The following is a 19,929-nucleotide window of genomic DNA, read 5'->3' as shown; positions in this document are numbered from 1 at the left end:
TAGCGCCCGGGGGTCAGACCTTCTGCAGGCCAGGCGTCCCTGCTTGCACTACGTAGCTGGCGTCGTTCTTGATGACCACCTTCGCCGGGTCGTAGACGCTGGTGTCGGACGTCGTCATGAAGTCCGCCCGCGTCTGCGACGGCGTGGCCGTGACGCGGACGTAGCCGCGCTCGCCCTTGCAGTACTTGACGTGCGGGTTGTTCGCCAGCCAGGCCGCGCTCGGCGGGGTCGCGGTATCGCTGTTGCTCGTCACCGACGTCGTGACGAGCTCCGAGCCGATGAGCGGGTCGCTGTGGTCGAAGTAGTCCAGCCGCAGGTCGGCGGCCCAGTGCCGGTGGACGTCGCCGGTCAGCACGATCGGGTTGGCCACCTTCCGGTCGACCCAGCCCTTCGCGATCCGGTCGCGTGAGGCCTCGTAGCCCTGCCAGGAGTCGGGGCTCTCGCAGGTGGCCTTGTTGCCGTCGCCGTCCCGCGTGGCGAAGAAGACCTGCTGACCGAGGAAGTCCCACGTCGCCGGGTGCGACTCGAACTGCTTGAGCAGCCACGCCTCCTCCGTGGCCCCCAGGATGCTGCGCGAGGTGCTGCGCATGTCGGCGCAGGCCGGGCCGGCCGAGCCGGACGGGTCGGCGACCTGGGCGTTGCGGAACTGGCGGGTGTCGAGCATGTGGAACCGGGCGAGGTTGCCCCACATGAGCTGGCGGTACAGCTGGATCGACGAGCCGTTCGGCTTCGCGGTCGAGCGGATCGGGGTGTGCTCGTAGAACGCCTGGAACCCGGCGGCCTTGCGCGCGGCGGGCGCGGGCGAGGTGGTGCCGTTCCAGTTGTTCATCACCTCGTGGTCGTCGAAGACGACGATCCACGGCGCGATGGCGTGCGCGGCCTGCAGGTCGGCGTCGGTCTTGTGCTGCCCGTGGCGGGCGCGGTAGATCGCGAGCGTGGTCGCGTCGTCGGCGACGGCGAGGCTGCGCGGGTTGCGCTCCGCCGCGGCGCGGCCCGACTTCTTCTCGTAGATGTAGTCGCCGAGGAACAGCACCAGGTCCGGGTCGTCGGCCACGACGCCCTTGTACGCGTGGTAGTAGCCCTCCTCCCAGTGCTGGCAGGAGGTGAAGCAGTACTTGAGCTGGTTGACGGCGGCGCCCGCGGCGGGCGCGGTGCGCGTGCGGCCGACCGGCGAGATGTAGCCGGAAGTCTTGAAGCGGTAGAAGTATTCACGCGCGGGCTGCAACCCGACGGGTTCGATGTGGACACTGTGGGCGGACGCGCGGACCGCGCTCGCCGAGCCGCTCTGCACGATCGAGCTGAACGCCGCGTCGTTCGCGATCTCCCAGTCGACCGCGTACGTCGCGTCGGGCATGCCGCCGAAACCGTCCGCGTTCAGCGGCGCGGGCGCGAGTCTCGTCCACAGCACCACGCTGTCGGGAAGCGGATCGCCGGAGGCGACACCGAGCTGGAACGGATCGTGGATGGCGGGCGCGGCCGCCGTGGTACGGGCGTTCGCCCAGGACGGCAGGGCCGCCGAAGCCGCCGTGGCGGTGACCGCGGCGAGGCCGCCGAGCAGCACCTTGCGCCGGTTGACCTGACTCATGTCGGAAGTCCTTTCGGGGAGGGGGAAGACGCGGTCAGGCGGCGAAGTCGGTGATGCCGTCGCTGCAGGACTTCAGGTCCGGCTGGCCGGTGGTGTAGTTGGCGACGCAGACCTTGTAGAAGACCCAGCCGCCCTTCGCGACGGTCACGGCCTTGTCGACCTTCGTGCCCTCGCCGCCGGAGTTCCAGACGTAGAACGGGCCGGCGCCGCCCTTGAGCCAGTAGGTGACGACGGCGGAGTAGCCGTCGGCATCGGTGTCGTAGACCAGGAAGTGCGAGTCGGACGAGCGGTACTGGCCCTCGCCGACGCAGGCGTCGGCGCACTGGCCGCTGCCCGTGCCGACGCCGCAGTCGGGCGCGACCCGCGTGTCGGAGCCCGTGTTGACGTAGGTGTCGGAGACGTAGCCGCCGAGCGCGGGCACGTAGTCCCACAACGTGCTCGTGCCGAAGGTGCCGGTCACGGACGTGCCGGTGGTCTGGCAGTCGATGCTCACCGACGCGCCGTTCGCGACGGTCTTGACAGCCGTGGCGCTCGTGGTGGGCGCCCGGCGGACGTTCAGCGGGTCGCCCGCGGTCTTGATGGTGCCGGTCGCCGCGGCGGACGCCTCGAGCGCGCCGCCCACCGAGAGCGTGCCCACCGCCGTGAGAATGATCCCTAAGCCGGCGATACGCCGGAGGTTCAAACGCTTCATGGCGGGAGCGTGACGCACTCCGGTACACGTCCCATACAAAGCGCCGGACCCGCGCGCAGACACTCCGAATGGATCTATCGGGCCCGGTGGCCGGGAAATAGCATCCGGGCATGGGGGAACTCATCGGGCAGGTTGAGGCCACCTCGCTTACCATCCGCGTCCTCGGGCCGCTGGAGGTCACCGCCGCCGGGCGGGTGATCGCCCTCGGTGGCCCGAAGCCCCGGCTGCTGCTGGCCGCCCTGGCGCTGCAGCCGAACGTCGTCGTGTCCACCGAGGTGCTGGTGGAGGTGCTGTGGCCGGCTTCGGCGCCGCGCTCGGCCGCGGCGAACATCCGGACCTACGTCCATTCGCTGCGAAGGCGGTTCGCCGAGATCGACCCCGGCCTCGGCGAGCGGATCAGCAGCCGGGCCTCCGGCTACCTGCTGACCGCGTCGCCCGGCGAACTGGACCACCTCGCGTTCACCGCGGCGGCGGGCGACGCGCGGGAAGCGCTCGACCGCGGGGACGCCGAAAGCGCTCTCACGGTGCTCGACCGCGCCGAAGGCCTGTGGCGCGGCGAAGTTCTCGAAGGGCTCCCCCACGACCACAGCTGGGGCGCGACCGTCGCCCGGCTCGCCGAGCTGCGGCTTTCGGTGCAGGAACAGCGGCTGCGCGCGCGGATCGACTTGGGCCGCGGCGGCGAGGCCGTCGCCGAGCTGCGCGGCCTGGTCACCGAACACCCGCTGCGGGAAGAACTCTGGGCGCAGCTGATCGTCGCGCTGCGCGCCGCGGGCCGGACCACCGACGCGATCGATGCGTTCGACGCGGCCCGGCGGGTGCTGCGCGAGGAGCTCGGTGCCGAACCCGGCGCCCGGCTGCGGGAGCTGCGCGCGACGCTGGTGGTGTCCGAAAGCGTGCCTGCCACGCGCCCCGCCGACCTCACCCCGATCTGCCAGCTGCCGCTGGACCTGCCGGACTTCACCGGCCGCGACGACGTCATCCGCGAAGTCGTCGCGCTGATGAAGGAGCGCGCCGAGCGCAACGCGCCCGCGGTGATCGTGCTCTCGGGCGCGCCCGGCGTCGGCAAGTCCGCGGTCGCCGTCCGCGTCGCGCACGCCGTCCGCGATGACTTCCCCGACGGGCAGCTGCACGTCGACCTGGCCGGCACGTCGTCGTCACCGCGGGCGCCGATGGGCGTGCTCGCGGAACTGCTGCACGCGCTGGGCATCCCGGACGCCGGCCTGCCGCGCGAGCCGGCCGAACGGGCCGCGCTGCTGCGGTCCCGGCTGGCCGGGCGGCGGATGTGCGTCGTGCTCGACGACGCCGGCAGCGCCGCGCAGGTGCGGCCGCTGCTGCCCGGTGCCGGCGCGTGCGCGGTGCTGGTGACCAGCCGGCTGCGGCTGCCCGGGCTGGCCGGGGCGAAGCCGGTGGACGTCGACCTGCTGCCCGAGGCCGACGGCGCGCGGCTGCTGGAGGGCATCGTCGGCGCCGAGCGCGTGGCCGCGGAACCGGAGAGCGCCGCGGCGATCCTGCGCCAGTGCGGGCACCTGCCGCTGGCGATCCGGGTGGCCGGCGCGAAGCTCACCCACCGGCCGGGCTGGACGCTGCGGCTGCTGGCCGACCGGCTGCGCGACGAACGCCGGCGCCTCGACGAGCTGCGCGTCGGCGACCTCGCCGTCCGCGCGAGCGTGACGCTCTCCTACGACCTGCTGCCGCTGTCGGCGGCGACGGCGTTCCGCGGGCTCGGGCTGCTCGGGCCGGTGCAGTTCCCGGCGTGGGCGGTCGCCGCGGTGCTGGGCCGCCGCGAGGCCGACGACGTGCTCGACGTGCTCGTCGACGGCCACCTCGTCGAGCTGGTCGGCTCCGACGCCGCCGGGCAGCCGCGTTACCGGCTGCACGACCTGCTGCGTGTGTACGCCGTGGAGCTGGCCGAGCAGAGTGATCCCGCGAAGACGCGCGCGGGGCTGCGGCGCGTGCTGGAGGGCTACCTCGCGCTCGCGCTCGAAGCCGCGCGGCTCATGCCGATCCACTTCTTCGGCAGGTACCGCGACGACGAGCTGCCCCGGCCGCAGCTGCCCGCGGACGTGCTGCCGCCCGAGACCGCGGCGTGGTTCGCGGCCGAGCGGCCCACCAGCGTCGCGGCCGTCTCGCTGGCCGCCGGGCACGGGTTCGACGACCTGGCCTGGCAGCTCGCGTCCGCGTTGACGCCGTACTTCGACCTGCGCGGTCACCAGGACGACTGGCACAGCACGCACACCATCGCGCTCGCCTCGGCCCGGCTCACCGGCTCACTGCGCGCCGAGGCGATCGTGCAGCGCAACGTCGGCCAGTACCTGCTCTACCAGGACGAATACGCCCGGTCGCGGGTGGCGTTCGAGGAGTCGAAGGCGCTGTTCGAGCGGGTCGGCGACGCCCAGGGCGTCGGCATCGCGCTGACCGGGCTGGCCACCATCCTGCGCATCGAGGGCGAAGGCGACCGCGCGCTCGACCACTGCCACGAGGCCCTGAAGGTGTTCGCCGAGGCGGACGACCGGCACGGCGAGGCCGTCGCCCGGATCAGCGCGGGCGCGGTCTGGATGTCGCGCGGCTGCTACGCGGCGGCGAAGCGCTGGTTCACCGACGCGCTCGAGCTGTCGGCGGCGATCGGCGACCGGCACCGCGAGGCCCACGCGTTCAAGCGGCTCGGCCTGCTCCACCAGCACCAGGGCAACCTGGCCGCGGCCCGCGAGCACGTCGACCGGGCGATCGCGATCTTCACCGAGCTCGGCGACGACCACTGCGTCGGCTACGCGAACCAGAACCTCGGCGAGCTGTGCCTGCACAGCGGCGACTTCGCGCACGCCCAGCTGCTGCTGGTGAACTCGCTGTCGGTGCACCGCCGCAACGGCGACCGGCGCTCGGAGGCGGAGGTGTCGCAGCTGCTCGGCGAGCTGCACCAGGCCCTGGCGCAGCCGGACCGGTCCCGGGAGTACTCGGAGCGCGCGCTGGCGCTCTGGCACGAGCTGTCGACGCGGCCGCCGGACCCGGCGCCGCCCGCCGAACCCCCGCACACCGTCTCCGCCTGACCGCTCGCCACCTGCCGCTTGCCGTGAGGGGCACCTTCAGGGCGTTCAAAGCCATGAGGGGCACCCTCAGGGCATTCCAAGCCATGAGGGGCACCTTCAGGGCATTCCGCGCCGGCCGATTCGCCTGCGAGTGACTTTGTACGGATCATGTATGGGCCCCCGCCAGGCTTTGCCACGTTCGAGTGAACGAGGGCGAAGGGAGACCGGGGATGATCCGGATCAGGAAGACCGGCCGCGTGACCGCGGCGGTACTGGCCGCGGGAGCGGTGACGGCGCTGGCCGGAGCCCCCGCCCAGGCGGCGACCGCGGCGGCGAACGGCTGGACCGCCGACCTGTCCACTGTGGACGGCGACGACGTCAACGTCACCGGCGCGGGCGGAACGCTCACGCTGGCCGACCCGGCGTGGCACAGAACCGCGCGGGTCTTCGCGGGCAGCGAAGGCAGCCTGCTCCTGCCGGAGCACGCGCTGAGCGGGCCGGCCGACCGCGTCAGCGCGGCGGTCGGCGCCGACGTCCCGGCCGGCACGAGCGTCGAGGTCGACGTCCGCGGCCGCACCGGGCTGAACGACTGGACGGAGTGGACGCCCGCGGGCACGGCGCTGGGGGCGAGCGTCGGTTCCGTGCAGGTGCGGATCAGCCTGCACAGCACCACCGACGGCGTCGCCCCGGCCGTCCGGAGCGTCGCGCTCAGCGCGGACTCCGTCCCGCGGGTCGACGCGCTGGCCGCGACGACGCCGTTGACCTACAAGGTCTACGGCACCCGCGAAGGTCTGGTCGGCGGCACCACCGCCAACGGCCACAAGATCGTCAGCCACGACCACTTCGTCTCGTTCCCGTCGGTGAAGTCCGTGTCCCCCAAGGGCACCGGCAACTACACCGCGCGCGTCTGCCGCACCGACGGCAGCAAGTGCGAGTACGCGCCGGTGTGGGAGGTCGGCCCGTGGAACATCCACGACGACTACTGGAACCCGGCGTCGGTCCGCGCGGAGTTCAAGGACCTGCCGCAGGGCAAGCCCGAAGCGCAGGCCGCCTACCTCGACGGCTACAACGGCAAGAAGGACGACTCGGGCCGCACGGTCCTGAACCCGGCGGGCATCGACCTCGCCGACGGCGTGTTCTGGGACGGCCTCGGCATGTCCGACAACGGCTACGTGAACGTGACGTACCTGTGGACCGGCTCCGGCCCGACGGGCGTGGTCGGCACCGCGGGCGACCCGCTGAACGTCCGGGCGAGCGCCAGCACGTCGGCGGCGGTCAAGGGCCTCGCGGCGAACTACGCCAAGGTGACGATCGAGTGCTACACCACCGGCGACACGGTCACCGGCAAGTTCGGCACGAGCAACATCTGGGACCGCATCGGCGCCGGCCACTACGTGTCGGACACGTACCTGCAGACCGGCTCCGACAGCCCGGTCGCCCCGCACTGCTGAGCGGCCCGCGGCTCGAGTGAGCTTTGATCGTCGCGTGGTTGACTGCCCTCACCCCCGCGACAACAGCGAAGGCCCGGCATCCCCCGCCGGGCCTTCGCCCATTTCGCGCAGTGTGTATTCCGCTCTCCGGGACATCAATTCACAACCGTGAACGACTATCCGCCGGGTGTACAAGCACATGTCCGTTGTGTAAAACTTCCGGCACCTGGAGCATTTCCCCACACGGAATGGCGGGCACCTTGTGAGCGTTACCCGGAGAACCCTGCTGACCACCGCGGCCGGTGCCGCGGTGGCGGTGAGTGCCAGCACCTCCACCACGGCGTCGGCGAGTACCCCTGCTGCCGTCGACCAGGCAACCGTCACCCGGACGCTCCGCCAAGCGGCCGACTACGCGGTGGCCAAGCTCCGCGCCGTGGCCCCCGGGGTCACCGCGTTTCCGACCGGCACGAAGTTCGAGAAATGGGCATATTCGCAGAATGGCGACTGGGTCGGCGGATTCTGGCCCGGTCAGTTGTGGCTGGCGTACCTGCACAGCGGCGACGAACAATTCAAGACGCTCGCGCTGGCGTCCGCGGACAAACTCGCGCCGCGGCAGTTCGACACCGGAACGCACGATCTCGGCTTCCTCTTCTACCCGTCGTGGGTCACCGCGTGGCGGCTCACCGGCGACGAGAAGTGGCGGGCCGGCGCGGTGCAGGCCGCGGCGTCGCTGATCAAGCGCTTCAACCCGGCCGGGAAGTTCATCCGCGCTTGGGGCGCGCTGACCGACCCGAAGGACGCGGGCCGCGTCATCATGGACACGATGATGAACCTCGACCTGCTGGCTTTCGCGAGCAAGCAGACCGGGGACCCGCAGTACCTCGACGTCGCGATCGCGCACGCGAAGACGGCGCAGCGCAACTTCGTCCGCCCGGACGGCTCGACGCCGCACGTGTTCGACTTCGACCCCGTCACCGGGGCGCCGATCGGGCAGAACACCGTGCAGGGCTACAGCCCGACGTCGTGCTGGTCGCGCGGGCAGGCGTGGGGGATCTACGGGTTCACCACGATCTACCGGCGCACCGGCGACAAGGAGTTCCTGACGACGGCCCGGCGCCTGGCGGACTACGCACTGTCGCGGCTCACGCCCGACAACGTGCCAGTGTGGGACTACCTCGCCCCGCAGGCGCCGAACGACATCAAGGACGCCTCCGCCGGCGTGGTCATGGCGTGCGGGCTGCTCGACCTGGCCGAGCAGACGCACCGCCCGCAGTACCGGGACAGCGCGCTGCGGATCCTCGACGCGACGTCGAAGACGTGCCTGACGACGAAGTCGACGCGGGCCGAGGCGACGGTCGCGCGCTGCACCCGCAACCGCCCGGCCGAGGACGGCATCGAGATCTCGCTGCCGTACGCCGACTACTACCTGCTCGAAGGCATCCTGCGGGTGCTCGACCGCGCCAAGGTGGACCGCGCCGTCGACCTGTCGAGCCGGTAGGACCCGACCGGGGAGGCCGCCACCTCCCCGAGGCCGTCAGTGCTGGTGGTGGGCGTGCACCTTCGCGTGCCCGAGCCCGCGGCCGATCATCCACTTGTTCACCGGCACCGTCACCACGAACGCGATCGCGAGCGAGAGCACCAGCGAAAGCCAGAAGAGCACGCTGGCCAGGCCCGCGTCCATCGCCCCCGGGATCGCCACGACCACCGTGTTGTCGATGACCTCCATGACCGCGATCGACACCGTGTCCGCGGCCAGCGCGACCTTGAACGCCGCCGCCAGGTCCAGGCCCGACTTGAGCACGCCGCGCATCGTCAGGCCGTAGCCGAAGACGAAGGCCAGCACGATCGACAGGACCACCGTCGCCGCGTTGTGCAGGCCGAACGCCGTGCCCAGCACCATGCCGAGCACCTCACCGATGGCGCAGCCGGTCAGGCAGTGCACCGTCGCCTGAACCGCCGTCGCCCACGAAGCCCCGTGCTGTTCGCTCATGCCTGCGACTATACCCCCAAGGGGTATCGACGTGCTTGTCTCGCCGGCCACACCGCGGGCGAGCACGCACAGCGACGTCCGGCTCGCCGCCGTGCTACCCAGAGTGCTATCAAGTGTCGCTCAGCGTAGCGAACACCGCCGACCAGGCGTTCTCCCGCCGGAAAGCCGCCAGGTAGAACTCACTTTCGTAACCCTTTGCGCACATCCCGTTGACCACAGTTACCCGGGGCCCTACGTTCGCCGTGGGTCTCCACCGCGCGCAGACCGTCACCGAAGCAGTGAGGAATGGGTGGGGATGCGAGGGCCGACGAGGACGTCCCGGCTGATCGCGACGCTGCTGTTGAGCGTGGCGTTCGCGCTCGGCGGCTGCTCGGAACAGCTCGGCAGCACGCCGCCACCGGCACCGACGCGGATCGTGTTCGTGCCCAAGATCGCCAAGATCCCGTACTTCGAGGCGATGAACAGCGGCGGCATGGAGGCCGCGAAGCAGCTGGGTGCCGAGTGGACGATGACCGCCCCGGCGTCGGTCGACCCGGCCGCGCAGGTGACGATCCTGCGCACGCTGATCGCGCGGAAGGTCGACGTCATCGTCGTCGCGCCGAACGACCCCGCCGCGCTCGCGCCGGTGATCGCCGAGGCCCGGGCGAAGGGCATCCACGTGCTCACCTCGGACACCGACGCGCCGGGCACGCAGCGCGAGGTGTTCGTCAACCAGTCCAGCGCCGAGGGCATCGGCACCGCGGTCACCGACGCGCTGATGGCGAAGACCGGCGGCGCCGGCAAGTACGCGATCGTCTCGTGCGGCCCGGCCGCGGCGAACCTCAACAGCTGGATCTCGGTCCAGAAGGAGTACACGGCCGCGCACTACCCCAAGGCCCAGATCGTCGAGACCGTCTACGCCGGGGAGGACGAGGACGCCGCGACGGCGCTGGCCAAGCAGCTGATGGCCCGCTACCCCGACCTGACCGGCCTGGTCGGCGAGTGCACGACGTCCGCGCCGGGCGTCGCGAAGGCCGTGAAGGAACAGCAGAAGATCGGCCAGGTGTTCACCGTCGGCGTCGGCACGCCACAGTCGATCAAGCCGTACCTGCTCGACGGCTCGTGCTCGCAGTCGGTGCTGTGGAACGTCGAGTCGCTGGGCTGGCTGACCGCGTGGACGGCCAAGCAGGTCGCCGACGGCAAGCCGCTGAGCCCGGTCAACAGGGTGAGCCTGGAGTTGCCGGCGGTGAAGTACGACGCCCCGTCGAAGACCGTCCTGCTGGGCGATCCGCTGCTCATCACCGCCGACAACGTCGACCAGTTCAAGTACTGATCGCTACCGGACGTCGATGGTGACCGTCGCCGTGCTGGTGACCGCCGGGAGCCTGGTCGTGTCGACCGCGAGGTACTCGCCGTCGTCCTGACGGCCGTCCGGCAGCGTCTTCGGGTGCAGCGCGTACGGCGGGGCCGCGTTCGTCACGCCGTCGATGCCGAAGTCGTTGTCGTTGCTGATGACCAGCGTCCGGCCGCCGTCGGTGGTGGCGACACCCTCGACCTTGTCGTGCCCGAAGAAGCCGCCGGCCGGGTCGAGGCCGGTCACCAGCGCGCCGAGGTCGAGCGAGAGCTTCTTGCTCACCGGCGTGATCCCGGCCGCGGCGAGGTCCCTGATCGCGTCGGCGGTGGTGTCCTTGCCGACGTAGGCGTCGATGCTCTTGCCGCCGACCAGCACGCCACCCTTGACGGCGTCGTAGCCCGCCGCCCGCGGCCCGACGTCGGTGGCACCGGCCAGGTCGATCTCGAAGAGCTTCTTGTAGGCGCCCGGTTCGAGCTTGCCGTCCCGTTCGTCCACCAGGAAGCGGGTCGCCGACAGCGCGGTGATCTCGCTGACCGCGGTGCCCGTCGTGGCCGGGTCGTCGAGCAGGTAGAGGTACTCGTGCGTGGCGCGGGTGCGCAGGTCGACGGTGACGATCCGCAGCGTGGTGACGTTGCCCGGCTTCTTCGTCAGGTCCGGCTGCTGCAGCGCGGACTGCATGACGCCGACGAGCGCCCGGCCGTCGGGGGTCAGCGCGAGGCCTTCCATGCCCTTGTTCGGCACCCGGTACTTCAGCTCGGCCGGCAGCGAGCCGTCGAACGGCGAGAGCCGCTCGAGCGCCCGGCCGTCGCGGCCGAAGTGCGTGATGAACGGGCCGTACTCGTCGGACACCCAGAACGTGCCGTCGCGCTGGGCGACCAGGCCTTCGGAGTCGTAGCCGTCCGCCGACTTCGGCAGGACGTTGCCGTTCAGGTCGACGATCTTCTCGCCGGTGTCGGCCTGCGGGCTGACCTGGCCGTTGTACGGCGTGCCGTCCGCGGCGCGCAGCGGGATCGTCTTCTCCAGCACGGCTTTCCCGTCGTGGAGCCGGAACTTCCCGATGGCCGGGGTGAACGCGGGCAGCGGCTCGATCTTGCCGCCGTCGGGCGCGTCGACGTTCGGGCCGCGGTCGGTGAGGCCGTAGAACTCGTCGCGGTTCCCGGGGACGGGGGTCAGCGCGGAGCCGTACGCGCCGCCCTTGAGCTGGACGCCGCCGATCGTGGCCAGCGGCTTGAGCGCGGTCGGGTAGAGCTTCACCGCGTCGGAAACGGTGTAGGTGAAGGAATCACGGCCGTGGAAGCCAGGTGCCGGGGTGTAGTGGAACGCGCCGTCGGCACCGATCGTGACGCTGCCGTGCGCGGCCGCGGTGTGCCGGACGACGGCGGTGGCGCCGCGGTCGTTGCCGAGCACGTCGTCGTGCAGGGTCTGCCCCGCGCGGACGCGGTAATGGTCGTCCTTCGCCCGCGGCCCGTGCTCGTGCGCCGAGGCCGGCCCCGCGGCGGCCAGCGGCAGCGCCAGGACCGTGGCCACCAGGGCGATTCGTACCCGCTTCATCGGTTTTCTCCTCCTCCGGCGCGTGACTGCGCCGGAGGAGGAGTCTGAGTGGCCGAAGTGGACAACGCCCGTCTTCGAGGAGACCGTGGCGTTAACGGTGCCGGCGGGTGGTCTGTCGCAGCTCGTCGTGAGTGGTAATGAGGGTTCTAACCCGCATTACCACTCACGACCCCGGGCACAGCGCTAGCGGTGGCGGCGGGCCGCGGCGACCGCTCCGGCGCCCAGCACCAGGATCAGCGTCGTGAGGCCCCAGCGGCGCTTCTCCTTCGTCCGCACGGCGGTGTCCTGCGCCACGGGTTCGGCCTTCTTCGTCGGGACGGCGTGCGGTTTCTTCGTCGGCGGCGCCGGGATCGGCGGCGCCGTCGTGGGCTCTTCCCGCGGTGACGCGGTCGGTGGCGGCGGCGGCGCGACCGGTTCCTCCACCGGTGGCGGCTGCGACGGCGGAGGCTGCTCCGGCGGTGGCTTCGGCTTCGGTTTCGGCGTGGGGGTCGGCGTCGGCGGGTTCGGCGGCGGCGAGTTGGGCGGCGGGCTGTTGGGCGGGGGCGAGTTCGGCGGGGGCGTGTTCGGGGGCGGGGTGTTGGGCGGCGGCTCGGTGGGCGGCGGCGTGTTCGGCGGCGGCTCGGTCGGCGGCGGCGGCGGGGGCACCGCCGCCTCGGCGTAGCAGCCGGCCGCGTCGCCGCTGGCCAGCACCGGGCCGGTCGAGATCTCGACCGCCGGGCCCGAGCCGTCGCGGGGCAGGCGGTACGTCACGCTCCGGCGGCCCTCGTGGTTGGCCGTCGCGTAGATCGCGCCCGGGCCGAGGACGACCGAGCCGTACGCGCCGCCGCTGGGCAGCTGCAGGCCGGGCACCACCGCGACCTTGCCGGACGACGGGTCGACCGTCACCACCGAACTGTCGCCGCGCGACGACGTCGAGACGCCGTACAGCAGCCCGTCCGCCGGGTCGTAGGCGAAGTCGTCGACGCCGTCGGCCAGCGACACCGGCCGCAGCGACGTCCGGTGCACGACGCGCACGTAGTCGGCGCTCGCCGGGTCGACGTCCACTGTGTACAGATCGCTGTTCTGCCGGACGTACCAGCGGTTTCCGGCCACGACGCCGGCGGTGGCTCCGGTGACCTGGCTCCACACCGGGTGCGGCGTGCCCGCCTTGCCGACCACGCCGAGGTCGGTGACCGCGCCGGTCCGGCTGATGCGCACGGCGTGCGCGCCGTCGTGGTAGCGGCCGGCGCGGGTGCCGTCGGCGACGCCGTACACCACGTCCTGCGCGGGCGCGTAGCCCATCGCGTTGATCCAGTACCCGACCTCGGTCAGGCGTTTCGTGAGGCCGTCGGGCAGCGACAGCAGTCGCAACGTCGTCGGCGCGCCGCTGCGTTCGTTCTCGGCCTGCAGGATCGTGCAGCCGTTCGGGGCCGGGGCCGCCGGGCGCTTCGGCGACGAAGGAGCGAGCCACCCCGTCGCCGCCAGCAGTGCCGAAACCACCGCGGCGACGCCGAGCATCGCCGCCCAGCGGGCCCTCCCGCCGGTCAAGCCAGCCTTTCCAGCGCCGACTTGAACGCGTCCGGCGGGATGCTCGCGCCGCCGCTGAACGGGTTCTGCAGCTGGTAGATCGCGAACAACAGCAACGTGATCGTGCCGGCCAGCGTGGATACGATGATGATGTGCGCGGCGAGCCGGGTGCCGCCGAAGAGGTTGGGCAGCAGGATCGCCGTGATGATGCTGCCGAGGACGAGCGCGAACCAGACGACCGCGCCCACCCCGCCGCCACCGGCGTTGTTCAGCCGCTGCGTGCGGGACTGGTACACCGACCAGAGCTGGTTGCTCGCCTCGGTCTTGCGGTCGATCTGCCAGTCGCCGTCGACGTTCGCGGCCGCGACGGCCTGGCGCATCTGGTCCAGCTGCGTCCAGCCGGTGGCCGGGATCGCGCCGCCGTCGGCCAGGCGCGGCCACTCCTGCTGCTCGACCGTCTGCGAGTAGGCGGTGGCGAGCTGGCGCACGCGGTCCGCGGTGTCGGGCGGGAGCGCGTCGGCGGCCCAGGTGGCCGCCACGAGGCTGTCGGCCTCGGTCTGCGCGTCCTGGGTCGCGCCGCCCACCGAGTCGTAGAGCGAGATCAGCACGAACGCCATCAGCACCGCGTGCAGCCCGCCGACGATGGTGAACACCTGGCCGGCCGCGTCGTTGTTGTCGGCCCGCCCCTCGTCCCAGCCGAACCGCCGGACCAGGTACCCGATCACGGCGCCGACGAGCGCCGCGCCGACCACCCACAGAGTGCCGGCCAGGAAGATGTTCATCCGAGTCCTTTCACCCGCCGAACGCGGGACGCGCCGCCCGGTGAATTCCGCAACCGGACCCGCTCAAGTTAGTCAGCCATTTCCGGGCGGACAACTTGGTATTGTGGGAATCATCCGAGTGGCCGCACCCGCGCTCCGATTATCGCCGGTTCGGCCCAGTCGACCGGCACCGGGGTCCGTCTCGCCACCGCGTGGCGCTACTCCGAATTCCCCTTACGAGCAGGGAACTTTCCCGACCGAGTGACGCGCGGGCACCCGTCGTGACCAACTGTGGCCGACACCCCGCCGGCAGGTGTCCGGAATGGGCGGACCGGGGCCCGCTGAATATCCCGGTGACCCGATCGTGTCATTGTGCGGCTCCGCCCGGTTGATATGTTGATTTCGCGGCGCCGTCAACCGCGCATTATCGAAAATCGCAGGTCACAACTCCGCGCGCCGCAGGGCGGGCGCGCACCGACTCCGAACGAATGGGTGGTTCTCGCTGTGACTGTCACCGACCCGGTGGACTCCGCGACCGCGGAACAGGCACCTCTGAGCCTCGGCCGGGCCGCGGCCCGGACCCTGGCGACGACGACGAAGTCCGTCCCGCAGATGCAGGGCATCTCGTCGCGGTGGCTGCTGAAGCTGCTGCCGTGGGTCGAGGTCTCCGGCGGCGCCTACCGCGTCAACCGCCGGCTGAGCTACTCCGTGGGCGACGGGCGGGTCACGTTCACCACGACCGGCGCCGAGGTGCGCGTGATCCCGCCGGAGCTCGGCGAGCTCGCGCCGCTGCGCGGGTACGACGACGAAGAGGTCCTCAACGAGCTGGCGAGCCGCTTCGGCCAGCACGAGTACGAGCCGGGTGACGCGCTCGTCGAGTTCGGCAGCCAGGCCGACCACGTCTTCCTCATCGCGCACGGCAAGATCACCAAGGTCGGCACCGGCGCCTACGGCGACCAGACGGTGCTCGGCACGATGGCCGACGGCGACTACTTCGGCGAAGGCTCGCTGATCAGCAGCGACGGGATCTGGGAGTTCACGGCGAAGGCCGTCACCCGGTGCACCGTGCTGAGCCTGCCGCGCCAGGTGTTCCAGGAGGTGCGGGACCGGTCGGAGACCCTGCAGGCCCACCTGGACGCCTTCGTCGCCGGTGGCGCGTCGGCCCGCAACGACCACGGTGAAGCGGAGATCACGCTCTCCGCCGGCCACGACGGCGAACCGGCGCTGCCGGGCACGTTCGTCGACTACGACAGCTCGCCGCGCGAGTACGAGCTGAGCGTCGCCCAGACCGTGCTGCGGGTGCACTCCCGCGTCGCGGACCTCTACAACCAGCCGATGAACCAGATCGAGCAGCAGCTGCGGCTGACCGTGGAGGCGTTGCGGGAGCGCCAGGAACACGAGCTGATCAACAACACCGACTTCGGGCTGCTGCACAACGCCGACTTCGCCCAGCGCGTCCCGACCCGCACCGGGCCGCCGACGCCGGACGACCTCGACGACCTGCTTTCGCTGGTGTGGAAGGACCCCGGGTTCTTCCTGGCCCACCCGAAGACGATCGCCGCGTTCGGCCGCGAGTGCAGCAAGGCCGGGATCTACCCGGACGCCGTCGACATGGGCGGGCACCAGGTGCCGGCGTGGCGCGGGATCCCGATCCTGCCGTGCAACAAGATCCCCGTCACCGAGACCCGCACCAGCTCGATCCTGCTGATGCGCACCGGCGAGCAGTCCCAGGGCGTCGTCGGGCTGCACCAGACCGGGCTGCCCGACGAGTACCAGCCGGGCCTGAACGTCCGCTTCATGGGCGTCTCGGAGCAGGCGATCATCTCCTACCTGGTCAGCGCCTACTACTCCGCCGCGGTGCTCGTGCCGGACGCGCTCGCCGTCCTGGAGAGCGCCGAGATCGGCCGGGAGGGCTGATGCCCGAACCCGCCACGCCACCCCGGAAGCCGGACGCGGAGCCCCCGCGTCCGGGCTCCGGCCTCCCCCCGTCGGCCTTCGGGCCGACGGGCCTGGGCACGGCCGCCGCCCGGATCGTGCCGAAGCCCGCGGGCGCCCGTCCTCCTGAAGCCCCAGAACCCGATCGGCGCGTGAAACCTTGACAGTCACCGAAGAACCGGCGCCGCCGCAGCTGTCGCTCGGCACCCAGGCGGCCCGCACGCTCAGCACCACCACCAAGTCGCTCCCGCAGATGCGCGGCATCACCCCGCGGTGGCTGCTCTCGCAGCTGCCCTGGGTCGAGGTCCCGGCGGGCAGCTACCGGGTCAACCGGCGGCTGACCTACACCATCGGCGACGGCAAGCTCAGCTTCTTCAACACCGGCGCCCGCGTCCAGGTGGTGCCCGCCGAGCTGACCGAGCTCGAGCTGCTGCACGGGTTCGGCGACGAGCAGGCCCTCTCGGCGCTGGCCGACGCCTTCGAGCAGCGCGAGTACGAACCGGGCGCGACGATCACGACCGCCGGCGACCCGCTCGACACGCTGGTGCTGATCGCGCACGGCAAGGTGACCCAGCACGGCCGCGGCGAGTACGGCGACGAGACGCTGCTGGGCACCGCCACCGACGGCGACCACTTCGGCGCCGACCTGCTCGCCCGCGACGACGCGACGTGGAAGTTCACCGCCCGCGCCAAGACCCGGGTGATCGCGCTGATCCTCCCGGTGGCCGCGTACGCCCGGCTCAACGGCCGCTCCGAGTCGCTGCGCGCGCACGTCGCCGAGATGGCCGGTCGGGAGCGCAAACCCCAGAACGCCCGGGGCGAGGCGAGCATCGACCTGTCCGCCGGCCACGACGGCGAGCCGATCCTCGCCGGCACCTACGTCGACTACGACCCGTCGCCGCGGGAGTACGACCTCGCCGTCGCGCAGACGATCCTGCGCGTCAGCAACCGCGTCACCGACCTCTACAACCAGCCGATGAACCAGCTGGAGCAGCAGCTGCGGCTCACCGTGGAGGCGTTGCGGGAACGGCAGGAGCACGAGCTGGTCAACAGCACCGAGTTCGGGCTGCTGCACAGCGCGGACCTCAAGCAGCGGATCACCACCCGCAGCGGCCCGCCCACGCCGGACGACATGGACGAACTGCTCACCCGCCGCCGCAAGACCCGGTTCTTCCTGGCGCACCCGCGCGCGATCGCGGCACTCGGGCGCGAGTGCACCGCACGCGGGCTCTACCCGGCGACGACGGTCCTCGACGGCCGGCGCGTGAGCGCGTGGCGCGGCGTGCCGATCCTGCCGAGCGACAAGATCCCGGTCACCGACGCGGGCACGACGTCGATCATCGCGATGCGTACGGGCGAGGACGACGCCGGCGTGATCGGGCTGCGGCCGGCGTCGCTGCCGGACGAGTACCAGCCGGGCCTCAACGTGCGGTTCCTGGGCATCAACGAGCGCGCGGTGACGTCGTACCTGGTCAGCGCCTACCACTCGGCGGCCGTGCTGGTGCCGGACGCGCTCGGCGTGCTCGGCGACGTCGAGGTCGGGCGCTGATGACGACCTTGGACACGCGCACCGCGGCCCGGCCGCTCTCCGACGTCCTGACCTGGAGCAAGAGCCTGGTCGACGCGGCGACGCGGACGGCGGCCGAGCGGCTGCCGGAGTCGATGCGGCGGATCGCGGGTTACCACTTCGGCTGGTGGGACGCGAACGGCGAGCCGACGCGGGGTGACGGCGGCAAGGCCCTGCGCCCGGCGCTGGTGCTGCTGTGCGCGGAGGCGGTGGGCGGGGACGCGGCGGACGCCGTCCCCGCCGCCGTCGCGGTCGAGCTCGTGCACAACTTCTCGCTGCTGCACGACGACGTCATGGACGGCGACACGACCCGGCGGCACCGGGCCACGGCGTGGACGGTGTTCGGCACCGGGCCGGCGGTGCTCGCCGGGGACGCGTTGCTGTCGCTGGCGTTCGAGCTGCTCGCGCCGAGCGGCGTCGCGAGCACCCGGCTGCTGTCGGCCGGGGTGCTCGACCTGCTCGACGGCCAGGCCGCGGACCTCGGCTTCGAGCAACGCGACGACGTCACCCCGGGCGAGTGCGTCCGGATGGCGGAGGGCAAGACGGCGGCGCTGCTGGGCGCGGCGTGCACGCTCGGTGCGTTGGCGGGGCAGGGAAAGCCCGAGGACGCCGAGCGGCTGGGCGCGTTCGGCCGGTCGATCGGGCTGGCGTTCCAGCACATCGACGACCTGCTCGGCATCTGGGGCGACCCCGACGTCACCGGCAAGCCGGTGTACTCGGACCTGCAGAACCGCAAGAAGTCGCTGCCGGTCGTGACGGCGCTGTGCTCCGGCACGGCGGCGGGCGCCGAGCTGGCCGAGCTCTACGCGCAAGCGGATCCGCTCGACGACGCTTCGCTGGCTCGCGCGGCCACGCTCGTCGACGAGGCCGGCGGCCGCCAGTGGAGCCAGGCCCAGGCCGAGGCGTTGCTGGCCAAGGGCCTCCGCGACCTGGCCGCGGTGAACCCGAACCCCCGCGCCGGCGCCGAACTAGCCACCCTGGCCCGCCTGATCACCACCCGCACCCACTGAAACCCGTCACTCGCGTGACCAGACCCGTGATTCGCGTGATTGAAGCCGGAACTCGCGAGTTCCGGCTTCAATCACGCCAGTTCCGTCTCCGATCACGTGAGTGACGGGTTACTTGCCGGGGCGGGTGAGGCCGTCTTTGTCGGCTCCCAGCGACAGGATGTTCTTGTCCGTGTCGGACAGGGCCTTCGTGACCTGCGTTGACGCCGGGGATGTCGACAAGTCGAGAAGGCGGATGGGGGTGTCCAGCTTGATGAGGGTCGGGACGTACTCGGCCTTGTCGACCTTCCAGCGGTCGCCGTCGCGGACGAAGCGGAACCGGGCCGCCGCGCCCTCCTCGGTGTCGCCGCGCGGGTCGGAGTGGCGGGCGACGCTGTTGCCGAGGCCGTAGGCCACCCACTTGTCCCCCACCTTCTCGAACGGCTGCACCACGTGCGCGTGGTGGCCGACGATCAGGTCGATGTCGGCCGATCCCAGCAGCTTCTTGGCCTGGCTGCGCTGCTCGGCCGTCGGGTCGTGCTGGTACTCGACGCCCCAGTGCAGGCTCGCGATCACGACCTGCGCGCCCGCCTCGCGCGCCTTCTTCGCCGCCGCCAGGACGTCGTCGACGTCGATCTGGTTGGCCAGCCACGGCTTCCCGGCCGGCACCTTGATCCCGTTGAAGCCGAAGGCGTAGGACACCTGCGCGACCTTGACGCCGTGGACGTCCAGGATCAGCGGCGTCGCCGCTTCCTTCGCCGAGCGGGCCGAGCCGGTGTGCTTGAGGCCGTTCGCGTCGAGCGCGTCCAGGGTCCGCTCGACGCCGCCGGCGCCCTGGTCGATCGTGTGGTTGGACGCCGTCGAGCAGGTGTCGTACCCGGTGTCCTTGATCGCGGCCGCGATCTCCGGCGGCGCGCTGAACGACGGGTACCCGCTGTAGGGCCCACCTTCGGGCGCCAGCGGCGTCTCGAGGTGGCAGATGCCGAGGTCGGCGCCGGAGATCAGCGGCTTGATCCCGGCCAGCAGCGGCCGGTAGTCGAACTTGCCGTGCCCGTCGGCCTCGGCCTGGTCCGACAGCGCCGGGTGGATCAGGACGTCGCCGGTCGCGACGACGCTGAAGGACCCGTCGGGCGGCGGAGCCGAAGAAGCCTCCTCCGACGACGACTCCGGGAACGGCGTCGGCGCCGGGCCCTGCTGCGGCGGGCTGCTGCAGGCGACCAGCAGGACGGCGGTCCCGGCGAGCACGGCGACGCGGTAGCTCGGCATCGATCCCCCTTGTGACGTGGTCCGGCCATCCTCCCAGTCGGGCGAATCCGACATCTCGGGGGCGACGTCCTCCGTCAACCAGCGCAACAGTCGACAACACCGATCACAACACTCACACCGGACAGCTACCGGACAACGCGCAGGTCGAGCGGTAATTAATACGATTAATGGCCGGGCCCGAGCGACACGGCGATCACGCAGAGTAGATCTCGCTCCGCTAACTGCCAGGCCGGAGCGTCTTGACGTCACCCGAACGAGTGTCTTGTAATACGAGTCACACGGCGTTCACGCGCCCGCAACACTCA

General features: G+C 71.6%; 14 protein-coding genes. 7 read left to right on the top strand and 7 right to left on the bottom strand.

Annotated elements, in window-relative coordinates:
* Positions 1-13: 13 nt before the first annotated feature.
* The gene (locus OG439_RS46675; RefSeq protein WP_326946742.1) at positions 14-1,585 is read right to left on the bottom strand and encodes an alkaline phosphatase D family protein; all 1,572 of its coding nucleotides are present in this window, start codon (positions 1,583-1,585) and stop codon (positions 14-16) included.
* 34 nt (positions 1,586-1,619) lie between these two features.
* A complete protein-coding gene (locus OG439_RS46670; protein WP_326946741.1) occupies positions 1,620-2,276 on the bottom strand; it encodes a hypothetical protein in 657 nt (218 codons plus the stop codon).
* 110 nt (positions 2,277-2,386) lie between these two features.
* On the opposite strand from OG439_RS46670, the gene OG439_RS46665 reads away from it, so the two are divergent.
* From OG439_RS46665 to OG439_RS46655, 3 genes are all read left to right on the top strand, one after another.
* A complete protein-coding gene (locus tag OG439_RS46665; protein ID WP_326946740.1) occupies positions 2,387-5,320 on the top strand; it encodes an AfsR/SARP family transcriptional regulator in 2,934 nt (977 codons plus the stop codon).
* A 209-nt stretch (positions 5,321-5,529) separates the two neighbouring features.
* A complete protein-coding gene (locus tag OG439_RS46660) occupies positions 5,530-6,750 on the top strand; it encodes a hypothetical protein (RefSeq protein WP_326946739.1) in 1,221 nt (406 codons plus the stop codon).
* 241 nt (positions 6,751-6,991) lie between these two features.
* Complete coding sequence (locus tag OG439_RS46655) at positions 6,992-8,227, top strand: glucuronyl hydrolase (protein WP_326946738.1); 1,236 nt, start codon at positions 6,992-6,994, stop codon at positions 8,225-8,227.
* A 36-nt stretch (positions 8,228-8,263) separates the two neighbouring features.
* Here the strand turns inward: OG439_RS46655 and OG439_RS46650 are convergent, their stop codons facing one another.
* Positions 8,264-8,719 (bottom strand): DUF4396 domain-containing protein, encoded by a 456-nt coding sequence (locus tag OG439_RS46650; protein ID WP_323332394.1) that lies wholly within the window; start codon positions 8,717-8,719, stop codon positions 8,264-8,266.
* 295 nt (positions 8,720-9,014) lie between these two features.
* Between OG439_RS46650 and OG439_RS46645 the strand changes: the two genes are divergently transcribed.
* The gene (locus OG439_RS46645; RefSeq protein WP_326946737.1) at positions 9,015-10,031 is read left to right on the top strand and encodes an autoinducer 2 ABC transporter substrate-binding protein; all 1,017 of its coding nucleotides are present in this window, start codon (positions 9,015-9,017) and stop codon (positions 10,029-10,031) included.
* 3 nt (positions 10,032-10,034) lie between these two features.
* On the opposite strand, the gene OG439_RS46640 is transcribed toward OG439_RS46645, so the two are convergent.
* The 3 genes from OG439_RS46640 to OG439_RS46630 all read right to left on the bottom strand — a co-directional run bounded on the left by OG439_RS46640 (position 10,035) and on the right by OG439_RS46630 (position 13,891).
* On the bottom strand, positions 10,035-11,603 hold the full coding sequence (locus OG439_RS46640; protein ID WP_326946736.1) for an esterase-like activity of phytase family protein: 1,569 nt from the start codon (positions 11,601-11,603) through the stop codon (positions 10,035-10,037).
* A 183-nt stretch (positions 11,604-11,786) separates the two neighbouring features.
* Positions 11,787-13,130, bottom strand: coding sequence for a DUF6923 family protein (locus OG439_RS46635; protein ID WP_326946735.1), 1,344 nt, complete (start codon positions 13,128-13,130; stop codon positions 11,787-11,789).
* Positions 13,127-13,891: a bestrophin-like domain gene (locus OG439_RS46630; RefSeq protein WP_326946734.1), complete on the bottom strand. Its 765-nt coding sequence runs from the start codon at positions 13,889-13,891 to the stop codon at positions 13,127-13,129. The genes OG439_RS46635 and OG439_RS46630 overlap by 4 nt, the downstream gene beginning before the upstream one ends.
* Positions 13,892-14,374: 483 nt before the next feature.
* On the opposite strand from OG439_RS46630, the gene OG439_RS46625 reads away from it, so the two are divergent.
* From OG439_RS46625 to OG439_RS46615, 3 genes are all read left to right on the top strand, one after another.
* Positions 14,375-15,787, top strand: coding sequence for a family 2B encapsulin nanocompartment shell protein (locus tag OG439_RS46625; protein WP_326946733.1), 1,413 nt, complete (start codon positions 14,375-14,377; stop codon positions 15,785-15,787).
* A 178-nt stretch (positions 15,788-15,965) separates the two neighbouring features.
* Positions 15,966-17,354: a family 2B encapsulin nanocompartment shell protein gene (locus OG439_RS46620; RefSeq protein WP_326946732.1), complete on the top strand. Its 1,389-nt coding sequence runs from the start codon at positions 15,966-15,968 to the stop codon at positions 17,352-17,354.
* Positions 17,354-18,382: a family 2 encapsulin nanocompartment cargo protein polyprenyl transferase gene (locus OG439_RS46615; RefSeq protein ID WP_326946731.1), complete on the top strand. Its 1,029-nt coding sequence runs from the start codon at positions 17,354-17,356 to the stop codon at positions 18,380-18,382. The genes OG439_RS46620 and OG439_RS46615 overlap by 1 nt, the downstream gene beginning before the upstream one ends.
* A gap of 108 nt (positions 18,383-18,490) precedes the next feature.
* On the opposite strand, the gene OG439_RS46610 is transcribed toward OG439_RS46615, so the two are convergent.
* Positions 18,491-19,624, bottom strand: a complete 1,134-nt coding sequence (locus tag OG439_RS46610; RefSeq protein WP_326946730.1) for a CapA family protein — start codon at positions 19,622-19,624, stop codon at positions 18,491-18,493.
* Positions 19,625-19,929 lie beyond the last annotated feature (305 nt).

The sequence above is a fragment of the Amycolatopsis sp. NBC_01307 genome (genome assembly GCF_035975215.1).
GTDB lineage: Bacteria > Actinomycetota > Actinomycetes > Mycobacteriales > Pseudonocardiaceae > Amycolatopsis.
The sequence above is the reverse complement of the archived record's forward strand: the minus strand, read 5'-3'. Positions and strand labels throughout refer to the sequence as shown.